Raw genomic sequence first — 24,019 nt, 5'->3', positions numbered from 1 at the left:
CTCTATCAGAACCAGAGCAATTGGCGTCGGAAGAATCTTCAGAAAATGTCTCTGTTAAAACATTATGGCTAACTCAAATCGCCCCATTACTTACCAGCAAGTCCTTTTCTGATAAAGAATTGGCGGTGCAGTTTATTGCTGCATCCGATCATCCAGAGAAAGGGAAAATCTTAACGGGGTTACTTGCTAAGCAGGTTATCTACAACAAAGAAGACAAATCCGTTTGGTTTATTGAAAATCTTCCTTTGGGAAAAGGCAGTGAAGTTATCAACCTCAGTTCTGGTGTGTCTGCGGTGGTAGAAAAGAAACGCCAATACCGCACCGTGACACTCAATAACAACATGCGTACTCAAATCAAAACATCACTCGCGACGGCGGCACTGACCAGTGACGATCTTGAGGAAAAAAGGGCAGGTGCGAAGCGAATGATGGGGCAAGTGGACAGTGAGCTTGCTTCGGTTATTTCAGATTTGATGAACACTGAAAGTGACGCTGTCACAAATAAGTATTTACACACAGCGCTGTCAATTACTCAGCTAGATGGACAAGCATCGACGGCAGAAGTGCTCATCGCCATAGAGCAGTTGCAAGCCTCTGGGTTGGCGGAAGCCTTTGAAGCGTTGAAATCAACGAATGCACAAACCACTGGGGAAACACCCGATGAGATCCAACAAGCCTTAGATCGCGCCATCTCTAGCTTTGAAGAAACGCAGCGCGTGGTCAATATTGCGCAAACGCTATATTTCGGTTTGAGTCTTGGCTCGGTGTTAGTGCTTGCGGGGATTGGTCTTGCCATCACTTTTGGTGTGATGGGCGTGATCAACATGGCGCATGGCGAGTTAATCATGATTGGTGCCTATACCACCTATGTGATGCAGTTGCTGCTGCCTGATTTCAGTGGAGTGGCCTTGATTCTGTCGATTCCCGCTGCGTTTATCGTTTCCGGCCTTGTCGGTGTTGCGATTGAACGTTCGGTTATCCGACATCTTTACGGTCGCCCTCTCGAAACACTGCTGGCAACCTTTGGTATCAGCCTGATCTTGCAACAGGCTGTTCGTTCTATTTTCTCTCCTTTAAACCGTTCAGTCAGCACACCAGAATTTATGAGCGGCATGATTGAAATCACCCCCATGCTGCAACTGACCGCCAGCCGAATGTACATCATCATTTTCTGTTTGATGGTGTTCTTTGCGCTGCTGTTTATTCTCAAGCGTACCTCGCTTGGGCTGCAAGTTCGCGCCGTTTCCCAAAATCGACCGATGGCACGTGCCATGGGTGTGCGCTCGGAATGGGTCGATATGGCCACATTTGGGCTTGGTTCTGGTGTTGCAGGCGTCGCTGGGGTCGCGTTATCTCAGCTCACCAACGTCGGGCCCAACATGGGGCAAGCCTACATTATTGATTCATTCATGGTGGTGGTTTTCGGTGGTGTTGGAAACCTGTGGGGCACGTTGGCTGCAGGTCTCAGCCTTGGCGTGTTTAACAAAATTCTCGAGCCATGGGCGGGCGCGGTACTCGCCAAGATATTGGTTCTGGTGTTCATCATACTTTTCATTCAAAAGCGCCCGAAAGGATTATTCCCTCAGCGCGGCCGCATGGCGGAGGACTAATCAGTGATGGAAAAGCAATTATTCGATAGATCGACTGTCATCCTCATGGTGCTGCTGACGTTAACCGTCATTCTTGTGCCAGTGATGAACCTTTGGGTGCCTGAAAGTAGCCCGCTTCATTTGGAAACTTACACGGTGTCGTTGCTGGGCAAGTATCTGAGTTTCGCCATTCTCGCTTTGGCTGTGGATTTGGTGTGGGGCTACCTCGGTATTCTGAGCTTGGGGCACGCTGCGTTTTTTGCGCTGGGTGGCTATGCCATGGGCATGTACCTGATGCGCCAAATTGGTGATCGCGGTGTCTACGGCAACCCAGAATTACCTGACTTCATGGTGTTTCTTAACTGGCAGGAACTGCCGTGGTTCTGGCAGGGGTTTGACCAATTTTGGTTTGCCTGTTTGATGGCCGTTGTCGTTCCCGGTGTATTGGCCTTTGTGTTTGGTTGGCTGGCGTTTCGTTCCCGCGTTTCTGGGGTTTATCTTTCGATCATGACACAAGCCATGACTTTTGCGCTAATGCTGGCTTTCTTTAGAAATGAAATGGGGTTCGGTGGGAACAATGGCCTGACCGATTTCAAAGATATTCTTGGCTTTAGCCTGCAAAGCGATACCACCCGAATCAGTTTGTTCGTGGTGACGGTCATCGCGCTGATGCTCTGCTTCATGTTGTGTCGCGCTATTGTAGTGAGTCGTTTGGGCGCACTGACTATTGCTATTCGTGACGCAGAATCTCGTACCCGCTTCGTGGGCTATGCGGTAGAGAAAAGCAAACTTTGGTTGTTTGTTTTATCAGCCGCCATCGCGGGTGTGGCTGGCGCGCTTTACGTACCACAAGTCGGCATTATTAACCCCGGTGAATTTGCACCGCTCAACTCAATTGAAGTCGTCGTTTGGGTCGCATTGGGCGGCAGGGCCACGTTATATGGCGCCATTATCGGCGCGATTCTCGTCAACTATGCCAAAAGCTGGTTCACGGTGGAATTTCCCGAAGTTTGGCTGTTTGCACTCGGTGCGCTGTTTGTTCTTGCCACGCTTTATCTGCCCAAGGGCGTCAGTGGCATATTGCGAAGACAAGAGGTGAATTCATGATGTCTAGAACGCTTTGGAGTGAAGCCATTAACCACCCAAAAGAGCAATTACCAGACGTGCGCGGTAGCCATGAATTTATCAATGATCTGACGCGCCGTGATCAGGTGTTTAGTTTTTTGAAACCGCCGTTCAATCCCAAGGTGGATGTGAAAAACAACATGCTGCTGTACGTCGAAGGCGTGTCGGTGTCATTCGACGGATTCAAGGCAATCAACGATTTGAATCTTTATATCAAAGAGGGCGAACTGCGCTGTGTGATTGGGCCTAATGGTGCCGGTAAAACCACCATGATGGACATCATCACAGGGAAAACCAAACCCGATCAAGGTGAGGTGTGGTTGGGGCAGCAACTTAACCTACTCAAGATGGACGAAGCCCAGATCGCGAATGCAGGCATTGGAAGAAAGTTTCAAAAACCGACCGTGTTTGAGGCGCTTACCGTATGGGAAAATCTGGAACTAGCAATGGCGGGTGATAAAGGCACTTGGCACTTGTTTCGCGCAGTGCTTTCGAGTGATCAGAAATGCGACATCATGCAGGCGCTGGAGCTTATAGGCTTAGACACGCACTACAAAATGCAAGCAGGCAAGCTGTCTCATGGGCAAAAGCAATGGCTAGAAATCGGCATGTTATTGATGCAAAAGCCGCGATTGCTGCTGGTGGATGAACCTGTGGCGGGCATGACGCACCAAGAGATGGACAGAACCGCTGAGTTACTTCTGTCACTGGCGGGTAGTCATTCGATCATGGTCGTGGAACACGACATGGATTTTGTGCGGAGCATTGCCTCTACGGTGACAGTGCTTCACCAAGGACACGTGCTAGCAGAGGGCAAGATGAAAGACATTCAAGATGACCCGCGGGTGCGCGAAGTGTATCTGGGTCAATAGTGTCTGTTTGGGGCAAAAGATTATGCCTGTACAGGGCAATAGTTGGCTGTGTGCAGCGAGAACAAAAAGAAAGGTAACGTCATGCTGAGTGTGAATGGATTGAATCAGCGATACGGTGAAAGCCAAACGCTTTGGGATTTGTCTCTGAATGCGCCAAAAGGAAAGTGCACTGTGGTGATGGGGCGAAATGGTGTCGGGAAAACCACCTTACTGCAGAGCATCATGGGATTGCTAACCGTCGATAACGGCGACATTTTGCTGGAAGGCGAGAATCTAGTGGGTCATCGCGCGGAAACGCGTCCGCGATTAGGCGTGGGCTATGTGCCCCAAGGGCGACAAATATTTCCGCGACTCACTGTTGAGGAAAACTTAGAAATTGGCTTACCGATACGCCCGAAAAGCGACAGGAAAATTCCTGCGTTTATTTATGAATTGTTTCCTGTTCTTGCGGAAATGAAAAAGCGTTTTGGCGGTGATTTATCGGGTGGACAACAACAGCAACTCGCGATTGCTCGCGCACTGGTGATTGACCCAAAACTCCTCTTACTGGATGAGCCTACGGAAGGTATTCAACCCAACATTGTTCAGGAGATTGGCGACATCATTGTCAACCTTAACCAAGAAATGGGACTCACGGTTATTCTGGTTGAGCAAAAGCTCCCGTTTGCTCGCAGAGTCGGCGACAGGTTTTGTTTGCTCGATCGCGGTCGAGATGTCGCCAGCGGTGAAATGAACGATCTGTCAGATGATCTGATCCGTCAGTACTTGACGGTGTAAAGGAGAGCAAATGGCGCAGACCGTGATTGATTGGCCTGTTGATCCTGTGAATCGTGATATGGCTTCCCGTTGCTGGGAAGCTGAGCTTCGTCTAGGTTTTGTCACTCGAGGTGATAAAACGGTTCTCAAAGATCGCACACATAAAGGCCCTTTGGCTGTACAGAGATCTTTGTATCCTGAAGGCGGGGTCTGTCATACACATCTGTTACACCCACCGGGTGGGGTGGTGGGAGGTGATTCATTGGATGTCACCGTCGGTCTAGCTAATGGCGCGCAAGCACTAATAACTACGCCAGGCGCAACGCGATTCTATCGTTCGGATGGACGAGTGGGGTCGTTAAAGCAAACCCTGACGGTCGATCAACATGCTCGCCTTGAATGGCTTCCCCTTGAAAATATCGCGTTTCCTAACGCCCGAGTTTTCACCCGCACCCACATTTTTCTAACTGCGCAATCTCAGTTCATTGGCTGGGATGTGTGGACGCTCGGTCAGCCGGCTACTCACACACCGTTTGAAAATGGCGTTATTAATGGCATGACCACCGTCACGGTGGATGATCGTCTGATCCTCTGCGAACGCTTGCGAGTTACCCCTGAACAATCACGCTTCCCCGCCGCGGGTCTGCGATCTCTTCCTGTTTGCGGCACGCTTATCGCTCATGGTGATGCAGAAATCTTAGCGGCATTGCTCAAACAGTGGTGGGGCGAGCATAAACAGCAAGGGATAACGAGAGCCGAGCTTTCGCAAGTGGCAGAAATTGAACTCGGTATTACTCAGATAGATGGCGTATTGATCGTTCGGGCGTTGGGACAAAAAACCGATGCGCTTTTTCAGATCTTTGCCTTGTGCTGGCAGCAGATTCGTCAGCACTGGACCGGCGAGATGCCAGATATTCCGCGTATTTGGCGGACATAGAGCCTTTGCTGGCATAAGAACGCAGGCTTTCAAAGCAGCAACAAGGTCGTGACCTGATACACATTCGACATATTTAGGAGTGAGCACCATGGAGTTGACACCCAGAGAGAAGGACAAGCTGTTGCTGTTCACGGCTGCGCTCGTGGCAGAGCGACGTAAAGACCGTGGCTTGAAGCTGAATTACCCCGAATCAGTCGCGCTGATCAGCGCCGCGATAATGGAAGGAGCACGTGACGGAAGAACCGTGGCGGAATTGATGGATTTTGGCCGCACGATTTTGACCGTTGACGATGTCATGGAAGGCGTCCCCAGCATGATTCATGACGTGCAAGTCGAAGCGACCTTTCCTGACGGTACCAAATTGGTCACCGTCCATGATCCGATTGTGTGAGGGCAGCGACATGTCTCAAGCAGGTAACTCTTCAAACCCAACCAACACATCAAACTCGGCGTTCACCCCCGGTGAAATTCGAGCGAAAAGCGGTGACATTGAGATCAATGTTGGCAGGCCGCGAGTTTCAATCGATGTCGCCAATATCGGTGACCGTCCTATTCAGGTGGGCTCTCACTATCACTTTTTCGAAGTGAATGACGCCTTAACGTTCGACCGAACGGCGGCACGTGGGTTTCGACTCAACATCCCTTCTGGTACAGCTGTTCGTTTTGAGCCTGGGCAAAGCCGCACAGTAGAACTGGTAGCTTATGCTGGTAGCCGCACTGTTTATGGGTTTCAGGGCAAAGTTATGGGGCCGTTAGATGGCGCTGTAAACACGAATAAGGACGACTGACATGGCACGAATTTCGCGTAGGGCGTATGCCGAAATGTTTGGGCCAACCACCGGCGACTGCGTGCGGTTGGCGGATACCGATCTTTGGCTCGAAGTGGAAAAAGACTTCACTGTGTATGGCGATGAAGTGAAATTTGGCGGCGGTAAAACGATTCGCGATGGCATGGGGCAAAGTCAGTGTCCGAGCGATGAAACGCCGGATCTCGTGATCACCAATGTCGTTGTGCTTGATTACTGGGGCATTGTCAAAGCCGATGTCGCTGTAAAAGGCGGTCGCATTGCGGGTATAGGTAAAGCCGGTAATCCCGACATTCAGGACAATGTCGACATCATCATTGGTCCCGGAACAGAAGTGATCGCAGGTGAAGGCCAGATCTTAACCGCTGGTGGTGTTGATTCGCACATCCATTACATCTGCCCACAGCAGATAGAGGAAGCGCTGACCTCCGGTGTGACAACCATGATCGGCGGCGGCACCGGCCCAGCAACGGGCACGAATGCGACAACGTGTACACCCGGGCCTTGGAACATCCACCGTATGCTCGAGTCATTGGATGCCTTTCCGATGAACTTTGGCATATTGGGCAAGGGTAACGCGAGTTTACCTGACGCGTTAGAAGAGCAAATCGCGGCTGGCGCATGTGGGTTGAAACTCCATGAAGATTGGGGCTCAACACCTGCCGCTATCGATAACTGTTTAAATGTTGCCGATCTTACGGACGTTCAAGTCGCTATTCACACAGATACGCTCAACGAGTGTGGTTTTGTGGAAGCAACCTTGGGTGCGATTGGCGATAGGGTGATACACACTTATCACACGGAAGGCGCGGGTGGCGGTCATGCGCCAGATATCATGAAAGCAGCAGGGCTGCCAAATGTACTGCCTTCATCGACCAACCCGACACGCCCTTATACCGTCAATACGGTAGACGAACACTTAGACATGCTGATGGTGTGTCACCACTTGTCGCCGTCCATCGCTGAAGACATTGCCTTTGCGGAATCTCGCATACGTCGTGAAACCATTGCCGCCGAAGACATGCTCCATGACATGGGCGCGTTTTCGATGATCTCGTCAGATTCTCAAGCCATGGGGCGAGTCGGTGAAGTGATTATCCGAACTTGGCAGACCGCGCACAAAATGAAAGTGCAGTTTGGCGCATTAGGCTCAGACCCTAGCCACAGCGACAATTTTCGTATTAAACGCTACGTGGCGAAATATACGATCAATCCCGCTGTTACCCATGGTATGGCACACGAAATTGGCTCAATCGAAGTGGGTAAATTAGCCGACTTAGTACTGTGGAAACCCGCGTTCTTTGGCGTTAAACCCGCACTGGTGATCAAAGGTGGCTTGATTGTTACCGCGCCGATGGGTGACCCCAATGGATCAATTCCTACGCCACAACCTGTGCACTATCGTCCGATGTTTGGCGCTTACGGTGCGGGGCCAGCTCAAAGCTCGCTGTTGTTCATGTCACAGATGGGCGTCGATAACGGAGTCGCCGACATGTTGCAGTTGAAAAGTGGTGTTAGTGCGGTGAAAAATTGCAGAAACATCAGCAAAAGCGACATGAAGCTGAATGATTGGCAGCCAAATATCGAGGTGGATCCTCAAACCTATGAAGTGCGTGCCGATGGCCAATTATTGGTGTGTCAGCCTGCCGATGTGCTGCCAATGGCACAACGCTATTTTCTGTTCTGAGCCGTTTTTCGGCTTTTAACAAACTGTTTATTTAAGGGAAAAGGGATGATCGAATTCACACAAGTTATCAATGTTCCTGCGGATGCTGAAAGCCTGCCTACGGTGCATCTCGGCATTGATGCTCGCATCAAGAGTCGAATCAAAATCACGCTAGATGATGGTCACGAAGCGGGATTGTTTTTGCCGAGAGGCATCACACTTCGTGACGGTGATGTATTGGTTTCTACTGACGGTACGAAAGTACGAATCGTGGCAGCCGACGAAAAGGTCTCCACGGCGCATGCAGATACCGCGCATTTGCTGGCACGTTTGAGTTATCACCTTGGTAATCGTCATGTGCCTTTGCAGGTGGGTGATGGCTGGGTGCGCTATCAACATGATCATGTATTAGACGAAATGGTGGGATTGCTCGGCGGGAAAGTGCTTGTCGAAATGGCAGCGTTTGAACCCGAGGCTGGCGCTTATGGCGGTCAATCTTCAGGCCATCACCATCATCACTAAGTAAAAAATACACGACGTTTAACCATACGAATAACAATGAAACAGAGGAGTAAGAACATGGAAAAGCAAACCTTATCTGCCGCCTTATTCGCAGTCTTGATTGCATCAATGGCGATGCCAGTCAATGCGCATCCACATAAAGAATCCGCCAGTGGCGATACCATTGTTAACACGGTCACGCATGATCATGCGGGTGGTGTGGATACATTGAAGACATGTGTTGGAAAAGAGGATGAAAAAGAGACATCAGCTGATGACTGCAACGTATCGCCTGTTTCAACTCATTAGTCCGTCCCTGCCGGTGGGTGCGTTCAGCTACTCACAAGGGCTGGAATGGGCCATTGAATGTGGCTGGGTCGCCGATGAGAAGGCATTGTCTGATTGGCTACAAAGTCTGGCGTATGACAGCTTGCAGCAGTTGGAACTGCCTATCTTGCGTCGTTTGTATAAGGCGTTTGAGTCTTCTGATAAAGAGGCGATCGAGTACTGGTGCAATTGGCTTTATGCCAGTCGCGAAACGTTGGAATTGCGTCAAGAAGAGATCCAACGCGGACGGACCATGGAAAAATTGCTGATCAGGCTCGAACTGATCAGTGAAAAGCATGAGTTAGTGCCGTTGATCACCAAAAGCCAATTGGCGGGCTTTGCGTATGCGGGGGTGAAATGGGGCATTGATGAAGACAGCCTTTGTCATGGCTATGCATGGAGTTGGCTCGAAAACACCGTTGTGGCAGGGGTGAAAATGATCCCGCTGGGGCAAACATCCGGCCAAAAAGTGTTGATGGCATTAACACCGAGTTTAGAACGTGCGGTAGATGAATCAAAAACAATCAGTGATGACAACGTGGGCAGTTTTGCGATTGCGCAGGCGATAGCTTCAAGTTGTCACGAAACGCAGTATTCACGACTTTTCCGCTCATAAGGAGATGAACAATGAACGATAAACAGCCTTTGCGTGTTGGTGTAGGTGGTCCGGTAGGCTCAGGAAAAACGGCGTTGCTTGAGGTACTTTGTAAAGCCATGCGTGATGATTATTCGTTAGCAGTGGTGACCAATGACATCTATACCCGTGAAGATCAGCGTATTTTGACAGAGGCGAAAGCGCTCGACGCTGACAGGATAGTGGGCGTGGAAACAGGAGGCTGCCCGCATACCGCCATTCGTGAAGATGCGTCGATGAATCTTGAAGCGGTGGAATCATTGGCGAAGTTACACAAAAACTTGGATTTGGTGTTTATTGAGAGCGGCGGTGACAACCTGAGTGCTACGTTTAGCCCGGAGCTTGCTGACCTCACCATCTATGTGATTGATGTGGCTGAAGGCGAAAAAATTCCACGTAAAGGTGGCCCGGGAATTACGCGATCTGACCTGCTGGTGATCAATAAGATTGATCTTGCCCCTTATGTTGGCGCGGATCTGGATGTGATGGATTCAGATACAAGGCGGATGCGACCGAATAAGCCTTATGTGTTTACGAACCTGAAGAAAGGGATAGGTCTTCCTGAAATCATTCATTTTCTAGAAACGGAAGGGATGTTAAAAAAAGCGGGTTAATCCCGCTTTTCTCTTATTGTCAGTTTATTGCCAAGCCAAGCCAAGCCAAGCCAAGCCAAGCCAAGCCAAGCCTATCGGCCAAATCCATAATGGCGAATGTAGCCAAAGCTGACCCAGCTTACTAGCAGTGTAGCGACGGTAAGCTCTATCAAACCTAAGCGTTCAAGCCAAGACCAATGGGGAAAATCGGTTCCCAACCACATGGTTAGACGCTCCATCGCCACCGCACTGATCACGGAAGGGAACGTTAAGGCGGCGAGAGTGGGCTGAAATGGCTCTCTTAGCAGGTCGAAATAACACAAATAGACGAACAGCGTCATCATGATGCCCACGCCAGCTAGCGCACCAGCCAGAACAGGATCAGGGTTCGATAGATTCACCAAATAGGCCGTCAGCGCTAGATTGACGGGGGCGGCCATGATTGCCAATACAGGGCGAGAGTTTCTTGGCAGGCTATCCAAAAAGACAAGCCGATACAGCACAAATGGCAACATAAAGAAATAAGTCCCAATACAGATATGTGCAAGCAGCGCAGATTCGTCGCCAAAGCCCAATTTCGGGCCGGCCAAGGTACTGCTGATCAACCCTACCGGATATAAAAACCAGCTTGGGTAGATGTTGGACTTATCAAACGACTTGAATTGGTAAAAAAAGAAATAACACATCATAAAAACGTGCATCGCCATGGCGGGATACCAGACAAACACGGCGGCTTTCACACTCATCTCACTCAGGAAGTCTGCCATGAGCAGCAACGACATGGTCATTGGCGCCATTAGGCTGCCATAAAGTGGGTCACGAAGGTCTTGAAAGAAACGCTTTGGTTCAAACATATATTTGAGCCAAACAGGGGCGATCAATAAAATGCCGATGATAGAAAGAAGCGGTCGAGAGATATCGCCTGTAATGGGATGATATAGCGACCAAGCTACCCCCAATCCAAAGAATGCCATCGCCAATGATGCTTGAGCAGTAGGAATAAATCGAAATGGGGAATGAAAAACTGTCAATCTGGCATCCATGGAGTTTTGATAGCGCGGGTGAATAGAAAGCTATTATACGCGGTCATGGTGCGCTTGCGATGGCGCATTAATATTTCTTTTTGATTTTAAATAGCTATGCGAAAACTTAGCCATTTTTCATAACGACACATTATGCCAAACCCGCATATAACATGGGCTGTGAAGCATAATGCTTGCCGATAATGAGTGATCAACCCGACAAAAAACTGTTTTCTGAAACCCGATCACATTCATGAAAATGTGACGTGGCGCGTTTGGCAAGTTTTCTTATACTCAAATTGCACCCAAACATGACTGACGAATGAGGATGAGCTCCAAGCTCGGCGAAGCCAGAAAGCAACAGACTGGCGCTGATACTGGGTTGCACAACAATTTGGAATGTTACACTGGCGTAGGAATACGCATCGTAAGTGAAAGTAGACCTTACTGTCCGATAGAACCCATGCAATGAAAAGCACGAGGTAGGAAGCTCAGCGTAGTGAGCATAGTAAGGCAAGTTTTGTTAGGTACCACCACACAGTATTAGATTTTAAACTTTTTAGAGCTAATCAAAAAGCCACCTTAATAGGTGGCTTTTTCTATTGGTAAATTCTATTGGTAAATTGATGACTGCTTACTTAATCCGATGGGCATTAGAAAGTGATGGACGAACGCCCTGTAGCCGCGTCATTTTTTGGCTTGTCTTCTGCAGGTTTGTCCGAATTCACTGTCTTGGCGCTAGCACTCAGTGACGACTTGGCACTTTTGCTCAATTTACTCGCCGCTTTCTTGTCCACTTTCTGGGGTTTAGCCTTTTTAGCTTGAGCGTTGTTCGCTGGCTTTTGTGCTTTAGCTTTTGGTTGAGCCTGCGGTTTTTTCTCGACTGCGGCTGGCTTTGGTTTTCTTGGTTCTACTGGTGTTGGCGGCTCGTCGCACAGTAACACGTAAAACTCTTCGTTAAACTCAATCACATCACCGTCATGGATCTTACGGCGCTTGCGCGTTTCGACTTCACCATTGACGACAACATAGCCCTCAACGATAGCCATCTTTGCTTCGCCACCACCGCTAACGGCGTTGGCGATCTTCAATACTTTGTAGAGTTCTACTGGGTGCGCTGACACTTCGACGCCAATGGCCTCGATTTCAATCTCTTCTTGAGACATGTTTGTTACTCTTTTACAGGTAGATGTGCGGAGTGTAGCTGAACTCGGTCAAAGATAGCAGCGAGAAATGGCGGTTTGAGGTGTTTGGCTATGAAAGCGTTAATGGGCAACAAGCTTTCAACTGAACTGTGATGACGCCAGTATGCTTGGGGCGAGATTCACTTGAAACTTGCAATCTAATGTAATACAAATACATTTATCGTGATGGTGTGTGGAATTTTTCCAATTATTCGCTGTCATATCTTTAGCTGCATTATGCATATCTGAGTATACACACCACTCTAGAAGAAGTGCTCCTCTAAAAAAGCGAGGGGATACGTCATTCATTGACACTATGCATACATGAAGTGTTTTTATATCAATCAGGAAGTTAACGGTGTGCGCTGTCTAAACAGTGTGGGTGTTGTTCGCTTGTTTAATACCTGAACTAATAATAAGAGGTGTTTATTATGACTAATAAAGCCAGACGCCTGTGGTTCTATCATCAAAATAAACCGCAAAATACGCGTCCTTTGAAAATGCGTTGATCGCAGCAGTACCAGAAACGTCACTTGGCGTTTCTGGTTTAATACTCCATCTCCATCTCCATTTTTATCTTTCTTACTCCCCATAAAACGACCTTTAAAACTGATTCATTCATTCGCCCTTGATTCAAGTCGCCACTTTTTCAATAATTTTTGGGGCAACTGTCAGAAAATCATACTTAAAATCAGTTTGTCACTCGGCTTGTGGCTACACTTTAATCACTGCTCACTCATCGAAATTTTGTGAACCATGAAACTGGATAAATTTGGCTTCACCACGATGATATTGCCAACATGGATGTCGGGAGAGAAAGAATGAATGTGTTGTCTTGGGATAATATTTCCAAGTTGACTGGACAGACAGTTCAGTTAATTGACGGTGCAGAAAACGAATATGACGTATTGGTTGAATCAGTACGTGAAGAAAGTGGAAATGGCACTGAGATTGATGGGCGTTTAGTCGAACATTTTACCATGGTGCTTGTCGGCCCAGCTGATACTGAATTTCCACAAGGGAACTACCTCATCTCTCACCCTTCAATGGGTCAGCAAATTCTCTATATGCTGGTGGCTGGGGATAACAGATATACGATCGTCATCAATACTGAGGCGTAGCACGAATTTTGTATTGCTTTGGTGGCTTTGCCAGCAAATGAATTCTCTCTGAACCAGCATCTTGAGTTTGCTCGGGTATGTCGCTTAAATAGTTGTTATGATAGTGCCTTTCTGTCGCGTACACGTAGGGCTCGTATGCAACGCTGCTTCCTGTTAATACTGACCGCATTCTCTTTGTTTGCAGGCTCTGTCGCCGCAAGCGATAGAGTTTTGGTGTATGCGGCTTCTTCGATGACCACAGCATTGAATCTCATCGCCCAAGAGTATGAGCGCGAAACGCAAAACAAAATCACAATTTCTTATGCATCTTCCTCAGCCTTAGCGCGTCAGTTAGCGTACGGTGCGCCCGCAGATATTTATATTTCAGCCAATGAAAAATGGATGGATTATGCGATTTCTGAAGCGGTTATTGATCCCGTTTCTGTGTCGCCTTGGGTAGAAAATGCCTTGGTGCTGATTGCGAATCCCGACGACGCTGAGACTATCAGTTTGTCGCCTGATGCTTTACTAAAAGCTATTGGCAGCAGTCGTATTGCTATTTCTGATCCGAGTCATGTTCCTGCGGGTATTTATGCCAAAGAAGCGCTTCAATCACTTGGCATTTGGAATTCGCTGAAAAACAAAATGGCGTTTTCAAACAGTGTCCGAGCCACTTTGGCATTGGTCGAGCGCGGTGAAGCGCCACTGGGCATTGTGTATCGATCTGATGCCATAGCGTCGCCTTCGGTAAGTGTTGTGGCAGATATTCCTAATGACACTCATACGCCAATCGTTTTCCCTAAAGCGTTAACTACCGACGCGACGCTCGCTGCGCAGCCTTTCTTTGACTACTTAGATTCCAATCAAGCGAGAATCGTTTTGCGTGATAACGGATTCATCGTGATCAACAAACCACTAGAGCACCAATAAGACATGTTTTTAACCCCCGTTGAATGGGAAGCACTGTCCCTAAGTTTGAAAATTTCCTTGGTCGCTGTGGCTGTGAGTTTGCCGCTGGGTATTGCCGTGGCATGGGTTCTCGCCAGAAAACAGTTTGTTGGGAAATCGTTATTAGATGGATTTATTCATCTTCCTCTTGTGTTACCTCCTGTCGTTATTGGTTATTTGCTTTTGGTTGTTATGGGGCGGCGTGGCGTGGTTGGACAGTGGCTGTATGACACGTTCGGTGTGACGTTCTCGTTTAGCTGGAAAGGCGCAGCTTTGGCGTCTGCTGTTGTTGCGTTCCCTTTATTGGTAAGAGCGATTCGACTGTCGTTAGAATTGGTCGATCAGCGGCTTGAAGAGGCCGCACGAACACTGGGAGCGTCACGATGGCGCGTTTTCTACTCCGTGACCTTGCCTCTGATTGCGCCGGGGATTTTATCTGGATTTGTATTGGCGTTTGCGCGAAGCCTGGGTGAATTTGGGGCAACCATTACGTTCGTTTCCAATATCCCGGGGGAGACACAAACCATACCACTAGCCATGTTTGCCTTTCTCGAAACACCGGGTGCAGAGCAAAGTGTGGCGAGATTATGTGCGATCTCCATTGTGATCGCGCTGCTGTCTTTGTTTGGGTCTGAATGGTTAAGCCGAAGAATGAAGCGAAGGATGGGCATTAAATGATCGCCTTAGATGTGTCACTCCAAAGAGAAGATTTTTCGCTGTCATTGATTGCATCCATTCCATCTACTGGGATCACCGCGGTTTTCGGACGATCGGGTGCAGGCAAAACGTCGTTGATTAACGCAATAAGCGGTTTAGTTACGCCAGATTCAGGCAGTATTCGCATTGGAAGCAAAGTACTGTTTGACAGCACTGCTGGTGTCAACTTGCGGCCAGAGCAACGACGCATCGGTTATGTGTTTCAAGATGCCCGGCTATTCCCTCATATGTCTGTGGCGAAAAACCTCAATTATGGAAGCAAAGTATCCAATAGCGACAAATTTAACGAGGTTGTTTCCTTGCTAGATATTGGCGCGTTACTTTCTCGTTATCCTAATGACTTATCCGGGGGAGAAAAACAGCGTGTTGCCATTGGTCGCGCACTATTGTCAGACCCGGAAATTCTGATCATGGACGAGCCAACGGCCTCGTTGGATAAGCCCCGCCGACAAGAACTCATCTCCTATCTATTGCGTTTGGCTCAGACATTACATGTCCCTGTCATATATGTTAGCCATAGTTTGGATGAAATATTACAGCTTGCTGACCATATGTTGCTGTTGGAAAAAGGTGAGGTTATCGCCAATGGTTCGTTACATGATGTTTGGGGGTCACTACCCATGCGCCCATGGTTGGCAGCGAAAGAACAGAGTGCACTGGTTACAGCGACGGTTGTTGGCTCTCATCCTGTTTATGCGATGACACAGTTAGATCTAGAAGGGCAGCCGCTGTGGGTGACAAAAGTCGACGAAAATGCTGGCGCGTCGCTTAGGTTACGTATTTTCGCTAACGATATCTCTATTGCAAAAACACGCTCTAATGACACCAGCATTCGCAATGTGATCCCGTCGGTTATTCAGTCAATTGAGAGGGCGGCATCGTTATCATCAGAGAGCGGCTATTGTCAGTTGGTGTTGCGAGTCGGTAACGAAACATTGCTTGCAAACATTACTCAGTGGGCATTGGATGAACTTGGCTTATTGGAAGGTCAGGAAGTTTACGCGCAGTTAAAAGGGGTGAGCATCGCCCGTGGCGACTTAGCCCACGATCATCGCAATAACTAACAATTTACTTGCGCACTTTGATTCAATTTTCAGTAGAATCTGCCGATTCCGTACAGTGTGTGCTATGTGCCGCAAAACGGAGGGGTAAGACAGCGTAAAAAAGCGTAATCACGTGCGAATTGGATACCCTCAAAGGGTAACGGTTTGAGATGAGCAAGTAGGAGAAATAAATGTTTGCATGGCTAACCGGCTTGTTTAAGAAAGAAACGATCAAGTCGACTGAGTGGGTAAAGAAGCTCATGCAAGCGAACCGTTCGGGTAGTTACAGCAAGTACAAAGAATACTACGACAAGCATGTCTTTCGAATTCATAATTCTTATCACAAAGATTTCTTAAGATTCGAGCGATTCGCTACCCAAAGCTACAAGAAAAATGATCAGCGTGCATTTATGGCGATTAAAACCGCGATGTACGCACAAAAACTGGGTCAAGTTAAAGTAGCGGCGTGTTTGACTGCATCGGTAATTAATTTAAATAAGACGCTGGTGGAAACTAGACAGGTTCAGTTGCATCCAAGATTGCAACGGGCAGCGTTGGCACTGCACAAACAGATTGTTGAATCACATTCAAAATCAAAGAAGCGAAAAATGGAAAAAGCCTGAATATTCAGGCTTTTTTTAATTGCTGACGAGCAGCGTAACGAACACATTCCTAAACGAACGATTAACTCGCGCTTTCAGAAATAAGTCTATCAATGGCGGTTGTGACTTGAATGCTGCCCTCTTCCATTGTCCTTAGGTGACCAACCATTGAATGAAAATCACCACGCTTTCCTGCATCAAGAGCAAGACGGCCTGATTCGTGAACTTGTTTATGTGGCGAATCGATAGCGATGAAGGAAGGCAATGAATTAAAGTGCTTAGCGCCTTCACCTTCAAAGTACCATTTTCCTAAACGACATTCGGTATGGCGGTTAACTTGCTGAGAATAGTCGCTGTTGCTGACATATTTATAGACTGAGCTTTTCCATACGGCATGGTCCAGTTTTACTGTGTTAAGAAACGATGAAACTGCGGCATTTTGGATAACGCGCTGCATGTTCTTTGATTTATCGATCACTTGATAAACGACAGTCTCAATCTGTGTTGATGAAGTGGCAACATCTTCAGCACCATGCTGGCTTTCTTCAACCAAAGCTTGGATATCACGGTTCTGCGCGATGACTTTTTTAACTAGCGCTTCGATTTGGCTGCTTGCTTCTCCGGCTTTTCTCGCTAATTGTCTCACTTCGTCAGCTACCACGGCAAAACCTCTCCCTGCGGCGCCTGCGCGTGCAGCTTCAATCGCGGCATTAAGGGCCAGAAGGTTGGTTTGTTCCGATATCTCTTTTACAGCCGAAACAAATCGACTGATAGATGTAGTTGTTTCCGTGAGTTCGGTAACCGCGGATTGGTTACGTTGTGCTTCTTCAGTGATTCGATTTGCTCGCAAAGACAGATTTGATATTGCAGAAAGGGTTTGTGCGAACATATCGTCAAGCGCAGCCAACTCGTTTTTTTCGGCAACAAGAATGTCGGCATTGCTGAGGAGGCCTTCTCGGATCGTTTCCAACATTTGAGCACCTTGCTGTTGGCACTGACTTGTTTTTAATAGGTCTTCGATACGAGTGTGTAATATCGAAGCTTGTGCATCTTTTTCTTCGAGTTGTTGCTCCAACACGGTTAGCTTATTTTTGTAATTCGTTTCAAGCTCACACAACCTAGCGGTAAGTGCCATTTCGCGTTCTTTGTTGTTCCAAAATGCCATGCTTTGTTTCCTTGGGATGAGAATTCGCTCGTCGAATATGGCGTGATTCTATTGAATAACTTGGCTAAAAACACGTATAAATACTCAGTGTTTGCCTGTTTTATTGTCGTTAATGTATAACGAAGGTTTAGTCAGTGGCACGTGTGAAGTGCTAGCTCTCCATTTGTTGTTTTATCGCGGGTTTATTGTTTTATTGAAGGGTCTTTTTCGTTAATGTAATGTGTGGGAACGGTGGCGCTTTCGTCGTTATATATCGATCCCAAAGGTGGTTAATGGATTACTTAGTGAAGCTTTACCAAAACCCATTTATAGAAAGTGCCGCATTAATAAAAGCGGTGACGATCAGAAAGCCGATCGGGCCAGAAAAGCACATGGTGCTGAATTGGATTGAAACCCATTTTAACGAAAAATGGCGAAGTGAAGCTGACACTGCTTATTCACATAACAACAGCCTTTTTATCGCCATTGAAAATAACGAAATATTGGGATTTTCGTGCTTTGATGGCACCGCGAAAGGATTCTTTGGCCCTCTGGGTGTGAAAGAAAACGTGAGAGCAAAAGGAGTGGGTAGACAGTTACTGCATAAAACACTGATAGCGATGAAAGATTATGGGTATGGCTATGCCGTCATTCCCACGACGAGTGAAGATTATTACCGCAAATACTTAGATCTCATTGAGATAAACGACTCTGAAAAAAGTGTCTATCATGACATGATTTCAAATTAACCATATAAAACAAATAGTTATATTTCTATTTTGTGTTTTGAAAGCCTGTGAATGTAACGAAAATTCATTAGGACACGAATAAAGTGATGGAGATCACCGAAATGTGCTGGTAGAGTTCCATCCCTCACGCCCACAGTGAGAGCAGCATGACTTTTAAATCTCTAATTTCTAGCGATAAACTTGTTTCAACATTGACCATCGGTTTCTTTTCAGCATTTCTATTGGCCGCGACAATGGATATCTCGCGCTTCTCGGAAATCATCAATACACTTTTTGCAAAATCCGCGCATTTTTTCGGACCGTTTTGGCAGTGGCTAATGGTCGGGAATTTCCTTTTGGCACTTTTCATCGCGATTTCTCCTGCAGGTCGTATGACATTGGGCAATAAGACTCAACCTGATATCAGTACCTTCCGCTGGTTGTCGATGATCATGTGTACCTTGCTCGCGGGTGGCGGTGTTTTCTGGTCGGCGGCTGAGCCTGTCTACCACTTCATCTCTGCACCACCAGCATTTTCCGAGTTAAGTTCAACCACAGAAGGAGCAGTGTCTAGCGCGTTAGGGCAAAGCTTTTTCCATTGGGGTTTTCTTGCTTGGGCAGTGTTAGGGACGTTGTCGACCATCATTTTGATGCACGCTCACCACAAGAAGGGCTTGAAACTTCGTCCACGTGCGTTGCTTTATCCCCTATTTGGCAAGAAGCTGGAAAACCATTGGTTTGGTGCGGTTGTAGATACTTTCTCGATTGTAGGTGTTGCAGCTGGCACCATTGGTCCCATTGGGTTTCTGGCTAGTCAATTAGGCTATAGCGTTGAATCCTTGTTTGGCGTGGCAAATACGCTAACGCTTCAAATCGGCATTCTGTTTGCCGTCGTTGCTGTGTATTCCATTTCGGCCTTCACGGGGATGGATAAAGGGTTGCAGTGGCTATCCAAAATGAATGTCATCGGTGCTGTCGCGCTTTTGGTCGCGGTACTCATACTCGGCCCAACGACGTTCATTTTTGAACAATTCGGCTCGGCGTTCGGCAGTTATATTGTGAATTTCCCAGCTTTGAGTTTGGGCGACCACAGTGCGGGTTGGATGACAGGATGGACGTGGTTCTTTTGGGGTTGGTTTATCGGCTTTGCGCCGATGATGGCAATTTTCATCGCTAAAATTTCTGATGGCCGAAGTATTCGTAATTTGGTGTTTGCGGTGGCTATCTGTGCGCCGATTGCGACGAACTTTTGGTTTAGTGCACTAGGCGGTACAGGTATTTTCTTTGAGCTGTCTCAGCCGGGTAGTATTTCTGGTCCCCTTGCCGAGGCAGGCTTACCTGCAGTGCTGATCGCTATGCTACAGCAGTTACCACTTCAGGCGATTTTAGTGCCAGCGTTCTTAGTTTTGACGACCACATTCGTGGCGACAACGGGTGATTCTATGGCGTATTCTATTGCTGTAGTGACGTCAAAAGATGCGACGCCTTCTAAATATCATCGTTTGTTTTGGGCGATGACATTGGGTGTTGTTGCGGCGGTATTGCTGTTGGCTGGTGAAGGTGGCTTGGGTGCTCTTCAGTCGTTCATCGTGATCACGGCGGTTCCTGTTTCTTTGCTGGTTGCTTCGACATTGATTTGTGCACCGATCACCATTCGTCAGATGATGATTCAAAGCAAACAGGAAAACTCGAGCAGTTTAGCTTCAGCCACGCCTTGTTCTTAATAGAGGCAGGCAACGCAGAGTAGGCCGTTACGTGAAAAAAGCCATCCGCATAGGATGGCTTTTTGCTATCTAACAATCTCATTATCTCTGCATTAAATCACCAATATGACGACATGTTGTTGAGATAGTGAACGTAGTTATCGAGATCTTCTTGCGTGTCGATATCGATGTTGCACTGGTCTAGCACCAGCTTGTCAATTAAGTGTGCTTTATCCATTAGTAATGCTTTGGCACCGTGATCACCTTGTAGTGCTTTTAGCTCGCTAAACACATTGGCGCTAATAATGGCTGGAACGCCTATTGTGTCTGGATATTGGCAGCAAGCGGCATCGGAGTTGTGGCGTTCATAGACCTGACAAAGTAGCGCTATGTTGTCGCCCGTAATCGCAGGTTGATCGGCAAGAAGAAATAAAATTGCTTCATAATCATCGCCAAGCGTATTCGTTACGCTGGCAATCACATCACCCATCCCGCTTTGCCAGTTTTCGATAAAGAGAAGACGTGCATTCCAAGCGTTGTCTTGGGCTGCTTGAGCAAGCTCGTTATGCCAATAACCCGTGGCAACGAAAACGTCAGGCGTGGCAGTTTTTGCTGCTTCAATAGCAGATTCAATTAATGGTCGATCGTTGATCAGGGCGAGTGCTTTACAGCTGCCAAACCGCGAAGATCGACCCGCGGCAAGCACTACGGCTGCGATTTTTTTCATTCTGATAGGGCACCACTGAACGACATAGCGTTCGCGTTATTAAGCGTTGCAATACATTCTGAAAGCATAGAGATTGCGATACCTTCTGGCAATGCTGCACCGAGTTGCAAACCGGCAGGGGCGTGTAATTTGCAGGGGAATTGTGACAAAGATAACTTTGCAAAGGCCAGGACTTCGTCTTTGCGATGAACGGGGCCGAGTAATGCAAGGTAGCGAATAGACGACGTTTTTAGTGCTGAGAGGACAGAGGCATCGAGTGAAACGCTATGTGTCATCACTATGGCGGCATCAACACCGTACTGTTGACAATATGTATCGAGTAAGTCGGCGGATGATCGCAAAATCTCATCCACATTTCCGAAGTATTCACGACGCGCGTTGGCGGGTCGAGGATCCCAAACTGTCACTTTCCATCCAAGCTGATGGGCAAGGTTCACGAGAGGTATTGCGTCAAACCCTCCGCCTGCGACCATCAAATGTACGGGTGGCTGAACATAGGTTTTAAGCCATGTTTGTTTGCCTTCTTGCACCTTGCTTGCAATTGTTTCTTTATCACTGCGAAGGTGGTGAGCAGCGATGGAAGGAACGAACTGGGCGTCAATTTCATCATCGTTCGTCGGAATTCTCTGAAAATAATGACCCGATTTTCTCGCGGAGAGATGTTGATACAAGGTGTCTAGCGCAAGGTAATCGTTATTGGCTGAAATTGGGTGCAACATGATATGCACCGTTCCTCCGCACCCAATGCCGAGTTGAAAAGAGAGGTCATCTTCATCCTGGCTGTCATAAACCATTGTCATGGGACGACCCGTCGCCATCACTTTCTTGGCATGACGCTGAATGTCAGATTCCAAACATCCGCCACTTAACATGCCCAACTGTTGTCCAAAACTGTTGAACAACATCATGGCGCCAGCTTTGCGGTAGCAGGGGCCTTCGGTTTTGAAGACAGTGCCGAGCACCCACTCGGCATTGTCTTTTTCGGGATACCACTGACTCAACAAATGAAGAAGATGGTTGGACATGTTTATGCTTCCGTACCTTGTTGATGGCAATCGGTAATTATTCGTTTACTACTGTTCAAGCTACTACGACCTACGACAGTTTCATCGGCAAGTCATAAAGACGTTTCCCCGTAGCGGCAAACACAGCATTGGCAACAGCCGGCGCAATGGGTGGTGTACCCGGTTCCCCCACACCCGTAGGGGCTTCTGCAGATGGCACAATATGCACTTCAATTTCTGGCATTTGTGTTTCTCTGAGAACCAAATAGTCGTGGAAATTGGATTGCACCACAGCACCGTCTTGCAAGGTGATTTCGCTCATGAGCGCAGGTGACAAGCCAAAGCCAATACCTCCCTGCATTTGTGCTGTGATGATGTCAGGATTAACAGCCACGCCACAATCAACAGCGCATACCACACGGTCTACCTGAATCTGTCCATTCTTGACGGTCACTTCGACCACCTGAGCCACGTAACTGTTGAACGACTCGTGAACTGCAACGCCGCGTCCTCGACCTTCAGGTAGTGGCGTTCCCCAACCCGCTTTTTCAGCGGCGAGTTTGAGCACTCCAAGATGTCTAGGGTGATTTTTGAGTAGTGCCGCTCTGAATTCGACGGGATCTTTGCCTGCTGTATAAGCGAGTTCGTCAAAGAAAGTCTCTGTGGAAAAGGCGTTGTGGGTATGCCCAACGGATCGCCACCACAAGACTGGAATCGGTGAAGTGACCGTATGAAGCTGAACTGAAAAATTGGGTATGGCATAAGGAAGTGTTGATGAACCTTCCACTGATGACGCATCAACACCACCATTTACCATAAATTGTTCAAAGGGTGTGCCTGCAGCAATCGACTGTCCGACAATTCGTTGCTCCCACGCTTCAATGTTTCCATCTGCATCAAGTGACCCACGAATTTTGTGTACATACATAGGGCGGTAGTAGCCTGCTCTCATGTCGTCTTCGCGAGTCCAAACTAGCTTAATAGGCACATTGGGTAGCTTCTTGGCTATGTGTGCGGCCTCGACAACATAATCTGACTTCGGGTTGCCTCGACGACCAAAACTACCACCAGCAAAGAGTGTATTAATGCTGACATTTTGCGGTTTTAGCCCCAACACGGTTGCCACCGAAACTTGGTCAATGGTTTGAAGTTGTGCGCCGTACCATAGCTCCGCTTTGTCGCTATCTGCAAGGATCACACAGTTCATTGGTTCCATCGGTGCATGGGCGAGGTAAGGGAAATAATACGTGGCTTCAACCACGGTCTTGGCTTTAGACAGGACCTCCGACGCATCACCATCGTTGCGTGCCGACAGGCCGGGCTTATTCGCCAATGCTGTATATTCTGCCTTCATTTCTGCTGTGTTTTTCTTGAATGCCGACCTGTCCCATTCGATTGTTAGCTTGTCGCGGCCAACTTTTGCACTCCAGAAATCCGTGGCAATCACAGCAATGCCGGTGGGAATTTGTACTACATCGACCACGCCCGGTGATTGCTTGGCGGCTGTTGAATCAAACGACACGACTTTTGCATCGAACGCTGGAGGGTGTGCCACCAGAGCAGTAAGCATACCTTCAAGCTGGACGTCTTGGGTATAAACCGCTGTGCCGTTGCTTTTTCCTTTATCTTTTCGAGGCGTGCCTGTTTTACCGATAAGGGTAAATTGCTCGGGAGACTTTAATGTTATTTGCTCATCTGTCGGTACATTCTGTAACGCAGCGAGCTCTGCCATTTGACCAAAGGTGGCTGATTTCCCAGTGGTTTGATGGGAGATAACGCCTTGGTTGACGACGATTTTATCGATGGGAGCTTCCCATACTTTCGCTGCCGCATTCACCAACATGGACCGCGCTTTCGCGCCCGCATATCTCATCTGCATAAAGGAGTTGGCAATAGCAGTACTGCCGCCTGTTCCTTGAACTGGCCCAAATAACAGGTTGTTGTATTCCTTTGCATTGGCAGGTGCAGCTTCTGTGGTGACTTTTGCCCAATCTGCATCGAGTTCGTCCGCTACAATGGTGGCTAAACCTGTTGTCACGCCTTGCCCCATATCGAGATGTTTGATGACAATGGTGACGGTGTCATCTGCACCAATGCGAACAAAGGCGTTAGGTGAGAAAGGCGCTCCTGCCGTTTCTGACGCTTCTGCAGCGATACTCGGTAAATGAATGCCCAGTGTGAGTCCTGCACCTGCCGTTGTCAGTAGTTTGATAAAGCCGCGGCGGCTTGTACCTTCTTCGTGACCGCTTTCTGTCTTAAGAGGGTCATATCCTTTAAGGTAATCTCTCATG

Annotated in this window: 24 protein-coding genes and 2 pseudogenes; 19 read left to right on the top strand and 7 right to left on the bottom strand. The window is 47.9% G+C overall.

What is annotated here, in order from left to right; translation table 11 throughout:
- Window positions 1–734: 734 nt before the first annotated feature.
- The 12 genes and pseudogenes from urtB to ureG all read left to right on the top strand — a co-directional run.
- A pseudogene (gene urtB / locus ACED36_RS00905) lies at window positions 735–1,610 on the top strand (urea ABC transporter permease subunit UrtB); the annotation flags it as partial.
- Window positions 1,611–1,616: 6 nt separating this feature from the next.
- The gene (urtC, locus tag ACED36_RS00900) at window positions 1,617–2,696 is read left to right on the top strand and encodes an urea ABC transporter permease subunit UrtC (protein WP_026023871.1); all 1,080 of its coding nucleotides are present in this window, start codon (window positions 1,617–1,619) and stop codon (window positions 2,694–2,696) included.
- On the top strand, window positions 2,693–3,586 hold the full coding sequence (gene urtD, locus ACED36_RS00895; protein ID WP_371732582.1) for an urea ABC transporter ATP-binding protein UrtD: 894 nt from the start codon (window positions 2,693–2,695) through the stop codon (window positions 3,584–3,586). Before urtC ends, urtD begins: the two co-directional genes overlap by 4 nt.
- 81 nt (window positions 3,587–3,667) lie before the next feature.
- The gene (urtE, locus tag ACED36_RS00890; protein ID WP_371732581.1) at window positions 3,668–4,363 is read left to right on the top strand and encodes an urea ABC transporter ATP-binding subunit UrtE; all 696 of its coding nucleotides are present in this window, start codon (window positions 3,668–3,670) and stop codon (window positions 4,361–4,363) included.
- A 10-nt stretch (window positions 4,364–4,373) separates the two neighbouring features.
- Window positions 4,374–5,279, top strand: coding sequence for an urease accessory protein UreD (locus ACED36_RS00885; RefSeq protein WP_371732580.1), 906 nt, complete (start codon window positions 4,374–4,376; stop codon window positions 5,277–5,279).
- Between the two features lie 88 nt (window positions 5,280–5,367).
- Window positions 5,368–5,670, top strand: a complete 303-nt coding sequence (gene ureA / locus ACED36_RS00880) for an urease subunit gamma (protein WP_016958614.1) — start codon at window positions 5,368–5,370, stop codon at window positions 5,668–5,670.
- 10 nt (window positions 5,671–5,680) lie between these two features.
- Window positions 5,681–6,067, top strand: coding sequence for an urease subunit beta (locus ACED36_RS00875; RefSeq protein WP_017006167.1), 387 nt, complete (start codon window positions 5,681–5,683; stop codon window positions 6,065–6,067).
- Window position 6,068: 1 nt separating this feature from the next.
- Window positions 6,069–7,772, top strand: coding sequence for an urease subunit alpha (gene ureC / locus ACED36_RS00870; RefSeq protein WP_017003443.1), 1,704 nt, complete (start codon window positions 6,069–6,071; stop codon window positions 7,770–7,772).
- A 45-nt stretch (window positions 7,773–7,817) separates the two neighbouring features.
- Entirely contained in the window at window positions 7,818–8,273 is a 456-nt protein-coding gene (gene ureE, locus ACED36_RS00865; protein WP_371732579.1) for an urease accessory protein UreE, read from the top strand.
- A gap of 57 nt (window positions 8,274–8,330) precedes the next feature.
- On the top strand, window positions 8,331–8,561 hold the full coding sequence (locus ACED36_RS00860; protein ID WP_371732578.1) for a hypothetical protein: 231 nt from the start codon (window positions 8,331–8,333) through the stop codon (window positions 8,559–8,561).
- On the top strand, window positions 8,527–9,195 hold the full coding sequence (locus ACED36_RS00855) for an urease accessory protein UreF (protein WP_371732656.1): 669 nt from the start codon (window positions 8,527–8,529) through the stop codon (window positions 9,193–9,195). Before ACED36_RS00860 ends, ACED36_RS00855 begins: the two co-directional genes overlap by 35 nt.
- A gap of 11 nt (window positions 9,196–9,206) precedes the next feature.
- Window positions 9,207–9,827: an urease accessory protein UreG gene (ureG, locus tag ACED36_RS00850; protein ID WP_371732577.1), complete on the top strand. Its 621-nt coding sequence runs from the start codon at window positions 9,207–9,209 to the stop codon at window positions 9,825–9,827.
- 71 nt (window positions 9,828–9,898) lie between these two features.
- Here ureG and ACED36_RS00845 read toward each other — a convergent pair whose 3' ends face one another.
- Together ACED36_RS00845 and ACED36_RS00840 are read right to left on the bottom strand one after the other, a co-directional pair.
- Window positions 9,899–10,849 (bottom strand): TDT family transporter, encoded by a 951-nt coding sequence (locus ACED36_RS00845; RefSeq protein WP_371732576.1) that lies wholly within the window; start codon window positions 10,847–10,849, stop codon window positions 9,899–9,901.
- A 632-nt stretch (window positions 10,850–11,481) separates the two neighbouring features.
- Window positions 11,482–11,994, bottom strand: a complete 513-nt coding sequence (locus ACED36_RS00840; protein WP_371732575.1) for an RNA-binding S4 domain-containing protein — start codon at window positions 11,992–11,994, stop codon at window positions 11,482–11,484.
- 839 nt (window positions 11,995–12,833) lie between these two features.
- Here ACED36_RS00840 and ACED36_RS00835 point away from each other — a divergent pair.
- The 5 genes from ACED36_RS00835 to ACED36_RS00815 all read left to right on the top strand — a co-directional run bounded on the left by ACED36_RS00835 (window position 12,834) and on the right by ACED36_RS00815 (window position 16,443).
- Entirely contained in the window at window positions 12,834–13,133 is a 300-nt protein-coding gene (locus ACED36_RS00835; RefSeq protein WP_016958623.1) for a hypothetical protein, read from the top strand.
- Window positions 13,134–13,268: 135 nt separating this feature from the next.
- The gene (gene modA / locus ACED36_RS00830) at window positions 13,269–14,042 is read left to right on the top strand and encodes a molybdate ABC transporter substrate-binding protein (protein WP_371732574.1); all 774 of its coding nucleotides are present in this window, start codon (window positions 13,269–13,271) and stop codon (window positions 14,040–14,042) included.
- 3 nt (window positions 14,043–14,045) lie between these two features.
- A complete protein-coding gene (modB, locus tag ACED36_RS00825) occupies window positions 14,046–14,738 on the top strand; it encodes a molybdate ABC transporter permease subunit (protein WP_016958625.1) in 693 nt (230 codons plus the stop codon).
- Window positions 14,735–15,841: a molybdenum ABC transporter ATP-binding protein ModC gene (modC, locus tag ACED36_RS00820; RefSeq protein ID WP_371732573.1), complete on the top strand. Its 1,107-nt coding sequence runs from the start codon at window positions 14,735–14,737 to the stop codon at window positions 15,839–15,841. The genes modB and modC overlap by 4 nt, the downstream gene beginning before the upstream one ends.
- A gap of 170 nt (window positions 15,842–16,011) precedes the next feature.
- On the top strand, window positions 16,012–16,443 hold the full coding sequence (locus tag ACED36_RS00815) for a hypothetical protein (protein ID WP_016958627.1): 432 nt from the start codon (window positions 16,012–16,014) through the stop codon (window positions 16,441–16,443).
- Window positions 16,444–16,504: 61 nt separating this feature from the next.
- Here ACED36_RS00815 and ACED36_RS00810 read toward each other — a convergent pair whose 3' ends face one another.
- Window positions 16,505–16,879 (bottom strand): CZB domain-containing protein, encoded by a 375-nt coding sequence (locus ACED36_RS00810; RefSeq protein WP_371732655.1) that lies wholly within the window; start codon window positions 16,877–16,879, stop codon window positions 16,505–16,507.
- Between the two features lie 24 nt (window positions 16,880–16,903).
- Window positions 16,904–17,311: pseudogene (locus ACED36_RS00805) on the bottom strand (methyl-accepting chemotaxis protein); the annotation flags it as partial.
- Between the two features lie 548 nt (window positions 17,312–17,859).
- Here ACED36_RS00805 and ACED36_RS00800 point away from each other — a divergent pair.
- Window positions 17,860–18,315 carry a GNAT family N-acetyltransferase gene (locus ACED36_RS00800; protein ID WP_371732572.1) on the top strand — a complete coding sequence of 152 codons (456 nt, stop codon included), beginning with the start codon at window positions 17,860–17,862 and terminating at the stop codon, window positions 18,313–18,315.
- A gap of 146 nt (window positions 18,316–18,461) precedes the next feature.
- Window positions 18,462–20,018 (top strand): BCCT family transporter, encoded by a 1,557-nt coding sequence (locus ACED36_RS00795; protein ID WP_371732571.1) that lies wholly within the window; start codon window positions 18,462–18,464, stop codon window positions 20,016–20,018.
- Window positions 20,019–20,115: 97 nt separating this feature from the next.
- Here ACED36_RS00795 and ACED36_RS00790 read toward each other — a convergent pair whose 3' ends face one another.
- From ACED36_RS00790 to ACED36_RS00780, 3 genes are all read right to left on the bottom strand, one after another.
- Complete coding sequence (locus tag ACED36_RS00790) at window positions 20,116–20,724, bottom strand: NTP transferase domain-containing protein (RefSeq protein WP_016958631.1); 609 nt, start codon at window positions 20,722–20,724, stop codon at window positions 20,116–20,118.
- Entirely contained in the window at window positions 20,721–21,749 is a 1,029-nt protein-coding gene (locus tag ACED36_RS00785; RefSeq protein ID WP_371732570.1) for an XdhC family protein, read from the bottom strand. Before ACED36_RS00785 ends, ACED36_RS00790 begins: the two co-directional genes overlap by 4 nt.
- A 70-nt stretch (window positions 21,750–21,819) precedes the next feature.
- Window positions 21,820–24,018 carry a molybdopterin cofactor-binding domain-containing protein gene (locus ACED36_RS00780; protein WP_371732569.1) on the bottom strand — a complete coding sequence of 733 codons (2,199 nt, stop codon included), beginning with the start codon at window positions 24,016–24,018 and terminating at the stop codon, window positions 21,820–21,822.
- Window position 24,019: the final 1 nt, after the last annotated feature.

Origin of the sequence: Enterovibrio sp. FF113 (assembly GCF_041439165.1) — a bacterium.
Lineage (GTDB): Bacteria > Pseudomonadota > Gammaproteobacteria > Enterobacterales > Vibrionaceae > Enterovibrio > Enterovibrio norvegicus_A.
The sequence above is the reverse complement of the archived record's forward strand: the minus strand, read 5'-3'. Positions and strand labels throughout refer to the sequence as shown.